A 13,508-nucleotide genomic window follows, 5' to 3' on the forward strand; every position below is an offset into this window, starting at 1 on the left:
ACTTCGTCCCAGTTGGCGTTGAGCAGGTCGACTAGCGGAGTCGGATGTGGAGTGGGTCCAGTGACTGACCGGCCGAGTACGTCCCATTGAAGAGTTGCGCGCCTTCTGCGGTCAGAGTTGCGGGTATCTCGATCCATTCGCCGACCGCAACGTGGACGACGGGTCGTGTGGGTTGAAGTTCGAGGAGGGCGACACGACCATCCTGTCTGGCGCTTTCAGCTGCATCGTCGATGATGAGCAAGGTCCGGGCGGGCCGTAGGAGGATGGCTGGACGTGCGATCACGAGTTGCATCATTCCTTCGTGTCCGGTGAAGGTGACTTTTCCCTGGAACTGAACCTCGCCGATGTGTGCAAGCCGTTTGACGGGGGCGTCGGGGGCGATGGGGAAATAGGCTTCCCCATCGCCGGTGAGTGCGGCGCCTCCCGCCGCGTGTACGGCACCGTCTTTCAAGGTCTGGATGTAGCGCCGGAAGCTTGCCTTCACACCCCACACGAGTCCGGTGATGTCCAGCGGCGCGCTGTTCTCGGTCACTTCTTCAAGGTCACCCGGACGGGCAGCGACTCCCAGGCGCGGAGCGTGTTGTTGTGGTGGCGGGTGGGGGCTCCGGCCAGTTCGATCGTATCGACGCGCTTGAGGAGCGCGGCCAGGAGGGTTGCAGCTTCGAGGCGGGCGACGTGCTGTCCGACGCATTGGTGGATGCCCATGCCGAAGCCGACGTGTCCGGAGGGGTCGCGGGTCAGGTCGAACTTGTCGGGGTTGTCCCAGTGGCGGGGGTCGCGGTTGGCGGCGCCGAGGAACATGAGGATCTTCTCCCCGTCGGGGATGAGAGTCTCTCCGACCATGATGTCGGTGGTGGCGGTTCGGAAGAAGGTCTGCACGGGCGATTCGAGGCGGATGGCTTCGTCGAACCCGGTTCGGGTCAGCGCCGGGTTCTGTTTGAGTGCTGCCCATTGGTCGGGGTTCGCGGCGAAGCCGTACAGGACGGCGCCGAGTGCGTGGACGGTCGTGTCGATACCGGCGGACAGCAGGGATCGCACGATGAGCGGCGCCTGTGCCTCCATAACGTCGCCTCGGTCGGCAGCGGCCCAAATCTCGGCTCCGAACCCGTCGCTGGTGAGGACATCGCGGGCACACTGTTCATTCACCCAGCCGGCGAGTTCTCCGACACGGTCTTCTCCCTTCTTCACGAGTTCGTTGGCGGGGCCGAATGCGTTGAAGAGGTGGTCGCCGTAGGGCAGCAGGTTCTCGCGTCCGCCCTGGGGAATGCCGACTGCGTCGGGGAACACGCGCAGCGGGAACGCTTCGGTGAGTTCGGTGACGGCGTCGAACTCGAGGGTGCGCGCAAGCAACGTGTCGACGAGGTCGTCCGCGTCGGCGGCCCACCGGTCCCGCAGCCGGTGAAGTTGCCGTGGTCCCAGGATCTTGGCCAGCACCGCGCGCGGTGCACCGTGGTGCGGGGGGTCGGCTTCGAGGAGGAGGCTGGGTGGCCGCCAGGGCTTCTCGAAGCGGAAGTTGCTCAACCCGACTCCGGCCGATGACTGGAAGGTCTGCCAGTCGACGAGAGCGCTGTGCACTTCTTTGTATCGGGCCATACCGTAGACGCCGTACTGCTCCAGGTACACCACGGTCCCGGCGTCGCGGAGCCGGGTCTGGAACGGCAGCGGGTTCTCGAGGATCTCGTCGCCGAACGGGTCCTCGTGGTTGACCGGTGTGATCGCCGGCTGCTCGATCATGGTCATGGTGTTCTCCTCTGGTGGTGTTCAGGTCGGTGATGCTGCGGGTGGGCGTGTCAGAGCGCAACCACGATCCGGTCGCTGCGGGCGCGGGACACGCAGGGGAACATGCAGTTGTTCGCGTGGCGTTCGGCGTCGTCGAGGATCGAGTCGCGGTGATCGGGTTCGCCTGCCAGGACGGTGGTTTCGCAGGTGCCGCACACCCCGATGGCGCAGGAGGTCATCACAGTCTGCCCGGCGGCGCGCAGCGCTGTCACGACGTTCTCTTCCGGGGAGACGGTGATGACTTTGCCGGTGCCGGCGATCTCGATCTCGAACGGCGTGCTACGGGCCGGAGAGCCTTGCTCCTTGGCAGAGAAGCGCTCCATCCGCACCCACCCGTGCCGCCAGGCGCCGCAGAGTTCGTCGACGCCGTCGAGGAGACGGGCGGGCCCGCACACGTACACCTTGGTGTCTTGTCGTTGCTCGCTGAGCCAGTCGCCGAGGTCCGCGCGGCCGAGTTCGTCTGCGGCGTGGATGGTGACCCGGTCGCCGTAGACGGACAGTTCGTCGAGGAACGCCATCGTGGACCGGCTTCGCCCGAGATACAGCAGCGACCATTCGGCGCCCATCTGCTCGGCTTGTCTCAGCATGGGCAGCAGGGGGGTGATGCCGATGCCCCCGGCGATGAACAGGTACCGGTCGGAGGGCACGAGGGCGAAGTTGTTGCGCGGCCCGCCGAGCCCGACGGCCATGTCCGGGGTGAGGATGTCGTGGATGTATTGGGAGCCGCCGCGCCCCGCGGGCTCGCGGAGCACCCCGATCCGGTATCGGTATGCGTCCCAGGGGTCTCCGCACAGTGAGTATTGACGGGTCAGGCCGTTGGGAAGGACCAGGTCGATGTGCGCGCCGGGTGTCCAGTCCGGCAGGCGGCTGCCGTCGGCGGCGGTCAGGGTGAGGGTGAGCAGGTCGTCCGCGACGAGGGTCTTCTCCTCGATGCGCAGGCGCACCTGGGTGGTCGATGCGAGCGGGAGGGTCGTTGTCGAGTGCATGGTCGTTCTCGGTGAGGTCATGCGGCGGTGGCCGCGGCGGGGCGGTGCCCCTTCTTGGCGAGCTGGATCTGCTCGTAGACGTGGTGGCGCAGTTCGGTGAACCGCGGCAGGGACCGTGTCTCGAGCTGGTCGCGTTCGGCGGGTAGGTCGATGGTGATGTCTTCCTGGATCACGGTGGGCGAGCTGGAGAGGATGATGACCCGCTCCCCGAGGTACACGGACTCGTCGATGTCGTGGGTGACGAATAAGACAGTGACGCCGAGCTTTCTCCAGACGGCGCGGATCAGGTCTTCCAGGTCTGCGCGGGTCTGCGCGTCGACGGCCGCGAATGGCTCGTCCATGAGCAGCACCTCGGGCTGGTAGGCGATTGCGCGGGCGATGGCGACGCGCTGCTGCATCCCGCCGGACAGCTGCCACGGGTAGGAGCGGGGCACGTGGGCGAGGCCGACTGCTTCGAGGGCTTCGTCGACGAGCTGGTCCCGCTCGACGCGGGGCACTCTCTGGTTCTTCAACGGGAGTTCGACGTTCTCCCGCACCCGCATCCAGGGGAACAGGGACCGGCCGTACTCCTGGAAGACGACGGCCATTCTCTTGGGCGGCCCGACCACCTTGCTGCCGTCCAGGAGGACCTCGCCGTCGGTGGGGGTCATCAGCCCCGAGATGCATTTCAGGAGCGTGGTCTTCCCTGACCCGGAGGGGCCGACCAGGCATGCCAGCTCGCCGGCGCGCAGGTCGAAGGTGAGGTTGCGGACGGCTTCCACACCGCCGCCGTCAGTCTGGTACACCTTCTTCAGGCCCCGCACGGACAGCACGGATGCTCCTGGCTGCCGAACCGTGTGGGTGTCGGCTTGCTGTTCAACTGGCATTCTCTACTTCTTTCTGACCGTGGTACCAGCGCAGGACGTTGCGCTCGACTCCTTGGAAAATGAAGGACAGGGCGACGCCGATCAGGCCCAGCAGCACGATCCCGGACCACATCTCGGGGATCGCGAACGACCGCTGGAACTGGACGATGGTGAATCCCAGTCCTGAGGATGAGGCGAACATCTCGGAGATGACCATCAGGATCAGCGCGAGGGACAGGGACTGCCGGACGCCTGCCATGATCTGCGGGCTGGCGCTGGGCAGCACGAGGTGCCAGATCCGCGGCCACCGGGAGATCCCGTAGGTGCGGGTGGAGTCCGACAGCACGCTGTCGACGGCCCGGACCCCTTCCACGGTGTTCAGCAGGACCGGCCAGATGCAGCCGAAGACGATCGTGACGATCTTCATCTCGTCGGAGATCCCCATGATGAGCATCAGCACCGGGATCAGCACGGGCGGGGGGATCGCCCGCAGGAACTCCATCAGCGGTTCCAGGAGCGCGCGCAGCCACGGGATGGAGCCGACGGCGAGCCCGATCACGATCCCGATCACGATGGCGGCCAGCAGCCCTGCGGTCATGCGGGCCAGGCTCGGCAGCACGTCGGTGAGGAACCGGCCCGAGAACCACACCTCCCCGAAGGTCTCGAACAGCACCGCGGGTGTCGGGACGTAGAAGTTCGTCTCTCCCAGGGTCAGCGCCCACCACAGCCCGAGCAGCAGCAGCGGCAGTCCGAGGATGTAGGCGATGGACTTCAGGGCGCTCATGTCACGATCTCCCCTCGCACGGAGGAGTGCCAGGACAGGGCGCGGCGCTCGATGAACCGCATGAGCATGTTCACCAGCAGCCCGATCAGGCCGGTGGCCACGACCAGCGCGTACATCCGGGTGGTCGCCCCGCCCGATTGGGCGAGCGCGATCGACCGGCCCAGCCCGGGACTGCCGATCACCAGTTCTGCCGTGATGGCCAGGATCAGCGCGATCGCCGCGGCCAGCCGCACCCCGGTCATCAGGTATGGCAGCGCTGTCGGGAAGGTCACGTACCGGATGCGCGCGATCCGGCCGAGCCCGTAGGAGCGGGCGGTGTTGTTGGCGACCATGTCCACGTCCGCGACGCCGTACAGCACCTGGATCAGGATCTGCCAGAACGACGCATACACGATCAGCAGCAGCGAGGACTCCAGCCGGATGCCGAACAGCAGCACGGCGAGCGGGATCAGCGCCACCGACGGGATGGGCCGCAGGAACTCGATGGTCGAGTTGGTGGCCTTGCGCAGGAACCGGCTGGAGCCGATCACGAACCCGGCGAGGACGCCAGCGATGATCGCGATCGACAGCCCCACCGACCACGCCAGCATCGTCTCGCCCGTCGCGGCCCAGAACGCCTCCTCGGTGAGGTTCTGCCCCAGGGTGACCAGCACGTCGCTGGCGGGAGGCAGAAAGCGGGGGTCGATCAGTTGCGTCCATGCGGTCAGCTGCCACAACGTCAGGAACCCGACGACCCCTACCGCGCCCAGCAGGGGCTTCACCGGCCACCGTCTCCTGCTGCCGCCCCGGGCCACGTTCGGGGCGGCATCGTCGGGCTCCACCGCCGCGGCGGGCAGTACCGGAACCGTGCCGGCGCTGATCGCGGGGCCGGCACGGTTCGGGATTGCGGGGGTCCTGATGCTCACGCGACGATGCCTGGATCTGTGGCGGGCCGGAGCGCGCCCGCCGCGACGATGAGGTCGACGACCGCGGTCGGTTGGGACTGCATGGGGATGTGGCCGGAGTCCAGCCGGATCGGGTCAACGCCGGCGGCGGCGGTCATGGCCTCCTGGGCGAACGGGGGGATGGCCGCGTCTTGCTCGGCGAGCAGGTAGCTGACAGGAGTGTCTCCCCATCCTGGGGTGCTGCTGGGCTGCGCGAACGCGAGCACCGACTGGGCCACGAGCCGCCCGGTGTGCGCGGCGACCTGGGTGGGGTCGTCGTATCCGTCGGCCATCACTCGGGCGGCGTCGCTCGCTGCGACGGCGCAGAAATGGCCCGCCTCGTCGACCTCGATCCAGTCGGGCAGGACCCCGCCGACCAGGTCGAGTACGGACGCTCCCGCGGGCGGGAGGAACGCGGCGACGTACACGGCGCTGGCCACGTTCGGGTGGCCAGCAAGCTCGGAGAGCACCATCCCGCCGTACGAGTGGCCGACGAGCGTGACCGGGTCGGTAGCCCGGTCGAGGATGTCACGGACGAACCGCGCGTCCGCGGCCAGGCCCAAAGCGGGGTCGCCGGTGGTGGAGGGCAGCTGGTCGACGATGGTGACGGACACGCCGCGCTCGCGCAGCGCGTCGGCGACCTCACCCCAGGACCAGCCGCCGTGCCAGGCGCCGTGGACGAGGAGTGCATTGCGGGTGGGGTTTTCGGTGGTCATCTGGGACTCTCCTATGCTCATCTGCGTTGATGGGGTATGGATACGGCGGGGCCTATCCGGCCACGAGGCTGTTCACGTCGAGGTCGGCGTCGATGATCCCGTACTGCTTCATCAGGTCTGCGGACAGTTGCAGGGCGGGCAGGTCCAGCTCGGTCTGGAAGGTGGGCAGGGTGATCGCCGCGGCCACCTCGGGGCTGACCTGTGTGAACGTCGGGACCAGTTCGACGAGCTTGTCGTTATCTGCGGACAGCTGCTCGGCGGACGCGGCGATGGCCCGCTGGAACTGGGCGATCGCTTCGGGGTTGTCGGCGGCGAACTGCTCGGTGGTGATCCACCCGGCCACCGGCACGTCGGCGAGGGAGCCGGTGAACATGTTCGAGATCCGCACCAGCCCGGCAGACTCGGCACGAGCCTGGAACGGCTCGACCTGCCAGATCGCGTCCACCGAGCCGCGCTCCAGGGCCGCTTGCATGTCCGGGTAGGGCATCTCCACCAGGTTCACCGCCGTCGGATCCAGCCCCGCGTCAGTCATCAGGGAGTACACCGCCAGCGTGCCGATGTTCTGCAGGTTGTTCACCGCGAACGTCTTGCCGACCAGGTCGGCCGCGCCGGTGATGCCGGAGTCGGCGGCGACGAAGATGCCGTGGTCGTCCGCGCCGACGTCGTTGGCCGCGACCAGGCGGATGGGAAGCCCCTGCGACGCCGCCAGCAGCGCCGAGGTGTAGTTCGTGTAGATGATGTCAAGCGCGCCGGAGGTCAGCGCGGTGATCGCGGTGGCGCCGCCCTCGGTCTGTACGAGCTCGACGGAAAGCCCTTCCGCCTCGAACAGTCCCTCGTTCTCCGCGTTGACCACGGTGGAGGTGTGCGCAAGCGGGAAGTACCCGACACGGACGGTCTCTGCCTCGCCGCTGGGCTCGGGAGAGCCCTGACCGCTGCACGCGGTGAGCAGCAGCCCGGCGGCGGCCAGTGCCGTCAGGACAGTGGTGGCCAACAGCTTTCGTCGTTGAAACATATGGGTCCGCTTTCCGTGAGGTCCTCGTTGACTTCGTTGGTGGGACTGTATGCTCCAGACCGACCCTCGCAGTAGAGGGTTTTCCGATGAAGCGAAACATTTCTGGTGGGGCGGTCCTGCGCGGCGTATCGTGGGAAAGGCCCGATCCTTGGACCGGGACCACGAATCGCCGCTCGAAGGAGAGTGCCATGGCGCGGGCATCGGATGGACGCTCATCGCTGAGCAGGCATCTGCAGATCCTGGAGGCGTTCAGCGTTGACACCCCGTATCTGACGGTCTCGCAACTGTCCCGGCGGACCGGGCTCGCGCTGGCGACCGTGCACCGGCTCGTCACCGAGCTGCAAGAGCACCAGCTTCTGGAGCGCCGCGACGACAAGACCTACCGGCTCGGGATCCTGCTCTGGGAGCTCGCCTGCCGCACCCCGGGCGCCCTGGGCGTCAGGGAGATCGCGATGCCCCACATTCAGGAGGTGCACGCCCTGGTGCGCCAGCACACCCAGCTGGGCGTCCTGGCAGGCCACGAGGTCCTGTTCCTGGAAAGGCTGTCCACCCGCGAGGCGGTCGTCAACATCACCCTGGTCGGCGGCCGATTGCCGCTGAACGCGTCCTCGTCCGGCCTGGTGCTGCTGGCGCACTCCACACCCGAGTTCCAGGACGACGTGCTCGCCTCCGACCTGCAGCGCTTCACCGACAAGACCGTGCATGAGCCCCGTGAACTGCGCAGGTTGCTGCGACGCATCCGCGTCGAGGGATACGCGGTCGGCGACGGGTACATCCACCCGGACGCCAGGGGAATCGCGGTGCCGGTGTTCGGCGCCAACCACACCGTCGTCGCCGCGCTCAGCGTCATCGTCCCCAACGACGACGAGCCCGCCGCCCCCAAGATCGAGCTGCTCCGTGCCGCCTCCGCGCAGATCTCCGAAGCGATGCACGCCGCCTACCTGCCCAGCGGGCACCCGCAAGCCGTCCCCGGAGGCCGTCTCCGGCCCCTCGTCAGCTCGTCCGTAAGGTCCATGGAATATCTCAGCACCACCTACCGGGCGCCCGCAGATCTCCACTGACCTGCCGCGGCTGCCATCCCGAGAGCACAACTCGCTGTGCTCTCGGGACGGCAGGATGCCAGCGCCCCGGCCCCGGCTCGACCTGTGCTGCCGTGGCCGCGGGATGCGGCCTGTGCGGGTCAGCGGTAGATGGTCTTGAGGGACTGGTAGGCGGTGATCGAGTCGGGGCCGAGCTCGCGGCCGATGCCGCTGGCCTTGACTCCGCCGAACGGGCTGGACGGGTCGGGCAGGTAGGTGTTGACCCCGATCGTGCCGGTGCGCACCCGGCGCGCCACCTGCAGCCCGCGGTCGGGGTCGGAGGTCCAGACGGTGCCGCCCAGCCCGTACTCGGAGTCGTTTGCGATGCGGATCGCGTCGTCGTCGTCCTGGTAGGGGATGACCGTCAGCACGGGGCCGAAGATCTCCTCTCGGGCGATGGTCGAGGTGTTGTCGAGCCCGGCGAACACAGTGGGCTCGAGGAAGAACCCCCGGTCGAACCCCTCGGGGCGACCGCCACCGGCGACGACGCGTCCGCCTTCGGCGCGCCCCTGGGCGATGTATCCCTCGACGCGGTCGCGTTGGCGGGCGCTGACCAGCGGGCCGATCAGCACGTCGTCGTCGAGCGCGTTGCCCACCGGCAGGGAGGAGGCGAACCCGGCGAACAGGTCCACGATCTCGTCGTAGCGTCGACGGGGGGCGAGCACGCGGGTGCCGATGAAGCAGGTCTGTCCGTTGTTGAGCAGCGTCGCCCCGTACAGCTGCTGGCCGATGGCAGCGAGGTCCAGGTCTGCGTCGTCCAGAACGATCGCGGCCGACTTTCCGCCCAGCTCGAGGGTGACCGGGCGCAGCAGCTCGCCGCACACCCGGGCGATGGACCGGCCGGCTCCGGTCGAGCCGGTGAACGCCACCCGGTCGATGCCCGGGTGGGACACGAGGTACTCGCCCAGCTCACGGCCGCCGGGCAGCACGCTGACCACGCCTTCGGGGATCTCGGACGCGGCCACGGCCTCGGCGAACAGGGCCGCGTCCAGCACCGTCTCCGGGGATGGCTTGAGGATGAGCGTGCAGCCGGCGGCAAGGGCGGGAGCGTACTTGAACGAGGCGAGCGCTTGCGGGAAGTTCCACGGCACGATTCCCAGCACCACCCCGGCGGGTTCGCGGCGCACGGTGGAGGTCCCGCCGAGCAGGTGCGGGTGGGACTGCTCGACCGGTGCCTGATCGATGAGAGAGGTGGTGTAGCGCAGAACACCGACCGGGAATCGGCCTTCCAGCTGCCGGGCGATCTGGATCGGCATCCCGTTCTGCGCAGCGACCCGCTGCGCCATCTCCTCCGCGCGCGACTCGAGCTGGTCGGCGAGAGAGCTCAGCGCGGCGATGCGGCGGTCAGGTTCCCAGTCGGCCCACCCGCCGGGGGCGTCGAAGGCGCGTCGGGCAGCCGCGACGGCGGCGTCCGCGTCGGCGTCGTGCGCTTCGGGGACGGACCCGATCAGCTCCTCGGTGCTGGCCGAGTGCACCTCGATCCGGTCTGCGGTGGTCGGGGCGACCCAGCGGCCGCCGATGAACAGGTGCTGCACGTGTGTGGGCGCGACAACGGTGTCGGAGATAGTCATGGTCCCAATGGTGTGCCGCCGTACATGAGGCGACTGTTCAGGATCTGGACGTTTTCGGGTCACCCGAGGATTCGCAACTCACGCATCTTCTTGTACAGGGTGGTGCGCGAGATGCGCAGTTCCTGGGCGACCGCGGTCTTGTTGAACTTGTGCCGGCTGAGCGCGGCGTGGATCGCGTCCCGCTCAGAGCGCTCCAGCGCTGTGAGCTGATCGATGATCTGTTCTTTGGGGAGATTCAGGTCCGTCGGGAGGACTTCCGGGCCGTTACGGCGGTCCGCGGCGAAGGCCACGGTCTCTTTCAGCTCGCGGATGTTCCCCGGCCACCGCCGCCCGGTCAGCGCCACCAGCGCGGTCGGTGCGAACCGCGCCCGCGGGTCTCGTTCCCTCAGCAGTTCACGCGCGAGATCCGGGATCCGGTCCGGGGTCGCCCGCAGCGGCGGAAGCTCTTCCAGCTGATCTGCGAGCGCGGCCAGCTGGCGGTGCTCGGGGGTGGTGTCGCCTTCGGCGATGGTGAGCACGAACGAGCATCCTGAGTCCTCCAGGAGTTCGCGGGCGCGGCGGGCGACGGCGGTGGGAAGCAGYTCGATGTTCTCGATCACCACCAGGCCGGCAGGATCGGCGACGGCGGCCCGGAGCGAATCGAGCCATGCCGCCTGGGCGTGGTCGGCAAGCGCGGCGGCATGCAGGATCGTCGGATCCGGATGCAGTGCCGCCGCGGCGGTGGTCTTGCCTGTCCCGGATTCGCCGCGGATCAGCATCGCGATGCGCTGCGCACGCCGGGACGCGGGGCGTGCGGGCGTGCGGGCGGTGGCGGCCTGGACGAGGGGAAGGTGGACGCGGATGATCGCGCCGCCGTCTGGCTGCACGAACGTCCATTGCACGTGCGCGGAGGAGCCGGAGCTGAGGGTGATGGTCGTCTGAGCGGCTCCGCCGGGTCGTTCCTCGTCGATGACGGCGCGCAGCACGGCATGGTCGACGGGGTCGATGAGGGTCCCGGCCTTCGCGTTGGTGAGGGCGATGCCGTCCGCGAAGGCCATGACGGCCTCGTCGCGGTGGCGTCCCACGGCGTCCTGGAACGCGGCGAGCAGAAACTGCTCACGGCGGCGGGAGCGATCTAGCAGCCGGGATTGCACGTCGTCGACGGCGCGGCGCAGCATCGGGCCGAGCAGGGCGTTGTCATCGGCGTTGAGGCAGGTGATGTCCAGGACGCCCTCGAGACGGTGGGTCGCGGGATGGATGAGCGGCATGCCGTAGCAGGTGAACTTCTTCATCGCATGGATGAAGTGCTCGCCGCCGGACACCCGCAGCGGTTGTCGGGTCTCGTGGACGGTCGCGAGGGTGTTGGTGCCGGTGGTGGCCTCCACGAACCTCCGGCCCCTGATCGCGCCGTCCTGGGCCATCCGTTCGGACAGCCGGCGCTGCCCGAACCGGAGATCGACCAGGCGAGCGTCTCGGTCGGCGAGGATCACGCAGTATCCGGTGTCGTCCAGGTCGTTGCTGATTCGGTCGAGGACCGGGGAGGCGGCCTCGAGCAGACGGCTGCGCCGGTTCACGTCCTCGATCGCGAGGTCGTCGAGGGAGTCCTCGGGACTCAATCCGCTCAGCGCGGCGCGCTGCCAGGACTTGCGGATCTCCTCCCGCAGCTGCGGCGCGGAGCTGGTCGTGCTCATGACCGGCCGGGGCGCGACCGCGACCGCATCGCCTCTTGGGCGGGGTGCAGCGGGTTCGTGTTCATCGTCGGCCTCGGCAACGTCGCCTGTCCTTCAACGGGGGCGGGGCCGGTCGGACTTCCTGACCCCGGTGTCGCCCAGTCTACCTGCGGCCCTGCGACGGGCGTCGGAGCACCGCTCGCGCGGTGGCGTGGACGCGGTAGCGGTCACCGGACGAGGGCGGTCAGTTCTGCCCGGTTGTTGGCGCCGGATTTTCGGAGCAGGTTCGCGACGTGGTACTTGACGGTGTTCTCGGAGATCCCCAGCGAGGCGGCGATGGTGCGGTTGCGGGCGCCGGAGGCCAGCAGCTGCAGCACGTGCTTCTCCCGGGACGTCAGCGTCCAGTCCACCAGCACGTGCGTGTCCGGGGAGGGCGCGTCCAGCGGGAGGGCGACGGACAGTTCCGATCCCCAGCCTGGGGTGCCGCTGAGGGTGATGTCGCCGTTGAGGGCGGCGACCCGGGCCGCCAGCTGTTCCACGCTGCGCGCCTCCGCATCCAGGGTCCCGGGGCCGTCGTCGCGGATCCCGATCAGCAGGTTGCTGCCGTCGCAGTCCCATTGCACCCGGACTCGTCCCACGCCGGGTTGTTCGACGACAGCGAGCACGGCTCCGCGCACGATCGCCCGACCGGCGTGGGCGACCTCCCCGGGCAGGGCGCGGCCGTCGACGGGCGGCTCGACGAACTGGATGTCGAGGTCCCGGAACCGCTCCAGCGGGCGCAGCTCGTCGCGGAGCCGTTCGAAGGCCTGTGTGACGGGTTCCTCGGACAGCATCCTGTCGCGGTCGGCGGCGGATTTCAGGTTCACCATCGCCGAGGACGCGATGTCGATCGCGGACTGCCGGGCGGCAGTGTCGCTCGCGCTGCGGGAGCGCAGCACACTCAGCAGCAGTTCCAGGGTTGTCGCGTGCGCATCGGTAAGCTCGCCGATCACGCGGGAGCGTTCGCTGGAGGCCATCCGGGAGTCGCGCAGGTACGCGGGGCCGGCGGCGGCGACCTGGTGGCGGATGCCGATCGCGACGATCTCCCAGACACGACCGATCCGCGCCGCGATCTCCGCGGTCGGTTCGTTGATGTGGGTGAGCACGAGCAGCGCGTTGGTCGTGCTCACCCACGCTGCGACCGGCCGCGATTCCCCGGCGATCACCGCATCGGCCCCGGTGAAAGCGTGCCCTGCGGCAGTGGTCTCCTCACGGAGCGCGTCCAGTTCGCCGATGGTCACCTTGTCGATGATCGCTCTCGCGCCGGCCTTCTTCTGCGGCCTGCCCGTGCAATCCTCGGTGAAGATCACGAGCGCCGAGTGCGGCAAAGTCGCGGTCAGCTGCCGGGACAGTGCGGGGGCGATGTCCAGCAGCGGCGCCGCGAGCACCGTCGCCAGTTCGGCGAGCAGTTCGTTCGGGTCGGCTGTCATCCCAGCACTGTACCGCGGGAGGAGATTCCTACTCGAAAGGACGGGAAGGACTGTCCCACAGATCAGCACCGAACCTGCTCGAACGGAAGAACCATGGTGGGGTGACCACACCAGACGCGACGCGGGAGTCGCTCACCAGTATCAGCGCTGAGATCACCGATCTGCTCGCTGTCGTCGCGGCGCCCCGGACTGCCCCCCTGGACGAGGCAGTCCGGTTGCTGACGTCCGCGCCGCGGGTGTTCGTGCTCGGCGCGGGACGCTCCGGGCTGGCATTGCGGATGACGGCGATGCGGCTGATGCACCTGGGCCTGACCGTGCACGTCGCTGGCGACACCACCACCCCCGCGATCGGAACCGGCGACGTGCTGCTGGTCGCCAGCGGCTCGGGCACCACCCCGGGGATCGTGCGCGCGGCGACGGCGGCGGACGAGGTCGGCGCGAAGGTGATCGCGCTCACCACCGCACTGGACTCTCCGGTCGCGCAGATCGCGACAGCGACCGTCCTCGTCCCGGCTGCGCAGAAGCTCGACCGGGACGGAGCCCGGTCCGTGCAGTACGCCGGAAGCCTGTTCGAGCAGGCCGTGGTCCTGATCGGCGACGCCTTCTTCCACGCGGCATGGCAGGCATCCGGTCAGACGGCGGACGAGCTGTGGCCGCGGCACGCGAACCTCGAATGACCCCCGCCCGACACGCGG

13 protein-coding genes are annotated in these 13,508 nt (G+C 68.7%); 2 read left to right on the forward strand and 11 right to left on the reverse strand.

Features of this window, described 5'->3' with window-relative positions; translation table 11 throughout:
• Window positions 1–31: 31 nt before the first annotated feature.
• From AC04ME_RS05985 to AC04ME_RS06020, 8 genes are all read right to left on the reverse strand, one after another.
• Entirely contained in the window at window positions 32–532 is a 501-nt protein-coding gene (locus AC04ME_RS05985) for an HtaA domain-containing protein (protein WP_475434046.1), read from the reverse strand.
• A complete protein-coding gene (locus AC04ME_RS05990; RefSeq protein WP_475434048.1) occupies window positions 529–1,740 on the reverse strand; it encodes a cytochrome P450 in 1,212 nt (403 codons plus the stop codon). The genes AC04ME_RS05985 and AC04ME_RS05990 overlap by 4 nt, the downstream gene beginning before the upstream one ends.
• A gap of 50 nt (window positions 1,741–1,790) precedes the next feature.
• On the reverse strand, window positions 1,791–2,723 hold the full coding sequence (locus AC04ME_RS05995) for a PDR/VanB family oxidoreductase (protein WP_475434050.1): 933 nt from the start codon (window positions 2,721–2,723) through the stop codon (window positions 1,791–1,793).
• 59 nt (window positions 2,724–2,782) lie between these two features.
• Complete coding sequence (locus AC04ME_RS06000; RefSeq protein ID WP_475434052.1) at window positions 2,783–3,631, reverse strand: ABC transporter ATP-binding protein; 849 nt, start codon at window positions 3,629–3,631, stop codon at window positions 2,783–2,785.
• Window positions 3,621–4,394, reverse strand: coding sequence for an ABC transporter permease (locus tag AC04ME_RS06005; RefSeq protein ID WP_475434054.1), 774 nt, complete (start codon window positions 4,392–4,394; stop codon window positions 3,621–3,623). Before AC04ME_RS06005 ends, AC04ME_RS06000 begins: the two co-directional genes overlap by 11 nt.
• Window positions 4,391–5,230, reverse strand: coding sequence for an ABC transporter permease (locus tag AC04ME_RS06010; protein ID WP_475434438.1), 840 nt, complete (start codon window positions 5,228–5,230; stop codon window positions 4,391–4,393). The genes AC04ME_RS06005 and AC04ME_RS06010 overlap by 4 nt, the downstream gene beginning before the upstream one ends.
• A gap of 65 nt (window positions 5,231–5,295) precedes the next feature.
• Window positions 5,296–6,033 (reverse strand): alpha/beta fold hydrolase, encoded by a 738-nt coding sequence (locus AC04ME_RS06015; RefSeq protein ID WP_475434056.1) that lies wholly within the window; start codon window positions 6,031–6,033, stop codon window positions 5,296–5,298.
• A gap of 52 nt (window positions 6,034–6,085) precedes the next feature.
• A complete protein-coding gene (locus AC04ME_RS06020) occupies window positions 6,086–7,024 on the reverse strand; it encodes an ABC transporter substrate-binding protein (protein WP_475434057.1) in 939 nt (312 codons plus the stop codon).
• Between the two features lie 209 nt (window positions 7,025–7,233).
• On the opposite strand from AC04ME_RS06020, the gene AC04ME_RS06025 reads away from it, so the two are divergent.
• Window positions 7,234–8,106 carry an IclR family transcriptional regulator gene (locus tag AC04ME_RS06025; RefSeq protein WP_475434059.1) on the forward strand — a complete coding sequence of 291 codons (873 nt, stop codon included), beginning with the start codon at window positions 7,234–7,236 and terminating at the stop codon, window positions 8,104–8,106.
• Window positions 8,107–8,225: 119 nt separating this feature from the next.
• Here the strand turns inward: AC04ME_RS06025 and AC04ME_RS06030 are convergent, their stop codons facing one another.
• From AC04ME_RS06030 to AC04ME_RS06040, 3 genes are all read right to left on the reverse strand, one after another.
• Window positions 8,226–9,695, reverse strand: coding sequence for an aldehyde dehydrogenase (locus tag AC04ME_RS06030; protein ID WP_475434061.1), 1,470 nt, complete (start codon window positions 9,693–9,695; stop codon window positions 8,226–8,228).
• A 59-nt stretch (window positions 9,696–9,754) separates the two neighbouring features.
• The gene (locus tag AC04ME_RS06035; protein WP_475434063.1) at window positions 9,755–11,365 is read right to left on the reverse strand and encodes a sigma-54-dependent Fis family transcriptional regulator; all 1,611 of its coding nucleotides are present in this window, start codon (window positions 11,363–11,365) and stop codon (window positions 9,755–9,757) included.
• 206 nt (window positions 11,366–11,571) lie between these two features.
• Window positions 11,572–12,771, reverse strand: coding sequence for a helix-turn-helix transcriptional regulator (locus AC04ME_RS06040; protein WP_475434065.1), 1,200 nt, complete (start codon window positions 12,769–12,771; stop codon window positions 11,572–11,574).
• Between the two features lie 143 nt (window positions 12,772–12,914).
• Between AC04ME_RS06040 and hxlB the strand changes: the two genes are divergently transcribed.
• Window positions 12,915–13,490, forward strand: coding sequence for a 6-phospho-3-hexuloisomerase (gene hxlB / locus AC04ME_RS06045; protein ID WP_475434067.1), 576 nt, complete (start codon window positions 12,915–12,917; stop codon window positions 13,488–13,490).
• Window positions 13,491–13,508 lie beyond the last annotated feature (18 nt).

This window comes from Microbacterium sp. LjRoot205 (genome assembly GCF_056175745.1).

What these genes read in the sequence shown, in the direction of transcription:
- AC04ME_RS06000 (WP_475434052.1), bottom strand. Translation starts at nt 3,631, where the DNA reads ATGCCAGTTGAACAGCAAGCCGACACCCACACGGTTCGGCAGCCAGGA.
- AC04ME_RS05990 (WP_475434048.1), bottom strand. Translation starts at nt 1,740, where the DNA reads ATGACCATGATCGAGCAGCCGGCGATCACACCGGTCAACCACGAGGAC.
- AC04ME_RS06025 (WP_475434059.1), top strand. Translation starts at nt 7,234, where the DNA reads ATGGCGCGGGCATCGGATGGACGCTCATCGCTGAGCAGGCATCTGCAG.
- AC04ME_RS06030 (WP_475434061.1), bottom strand. Translation starts at nt 9,695, where the DNA reads ATGACTATCTCCGACACCGTTGTCGCGCCCACACACGTGCAGCACCTG.
- AC04ME_RS06015 (WP_475434056.1), bottom strand. Translation starts at nt 6,033, where the DNA reads ATGACCACCGAAAACCCCACCCGCAATGCACTCCTCGTCCACGGCGCC.
- AC04ME_RS06005 (WP_475434054.1), bottom strand. Translation starts at nt 4,394, where the DNA reads ATGAGCGCCCTGAAGTCCATCGCCTACATCCTCGGACTGCCGCTGCTG.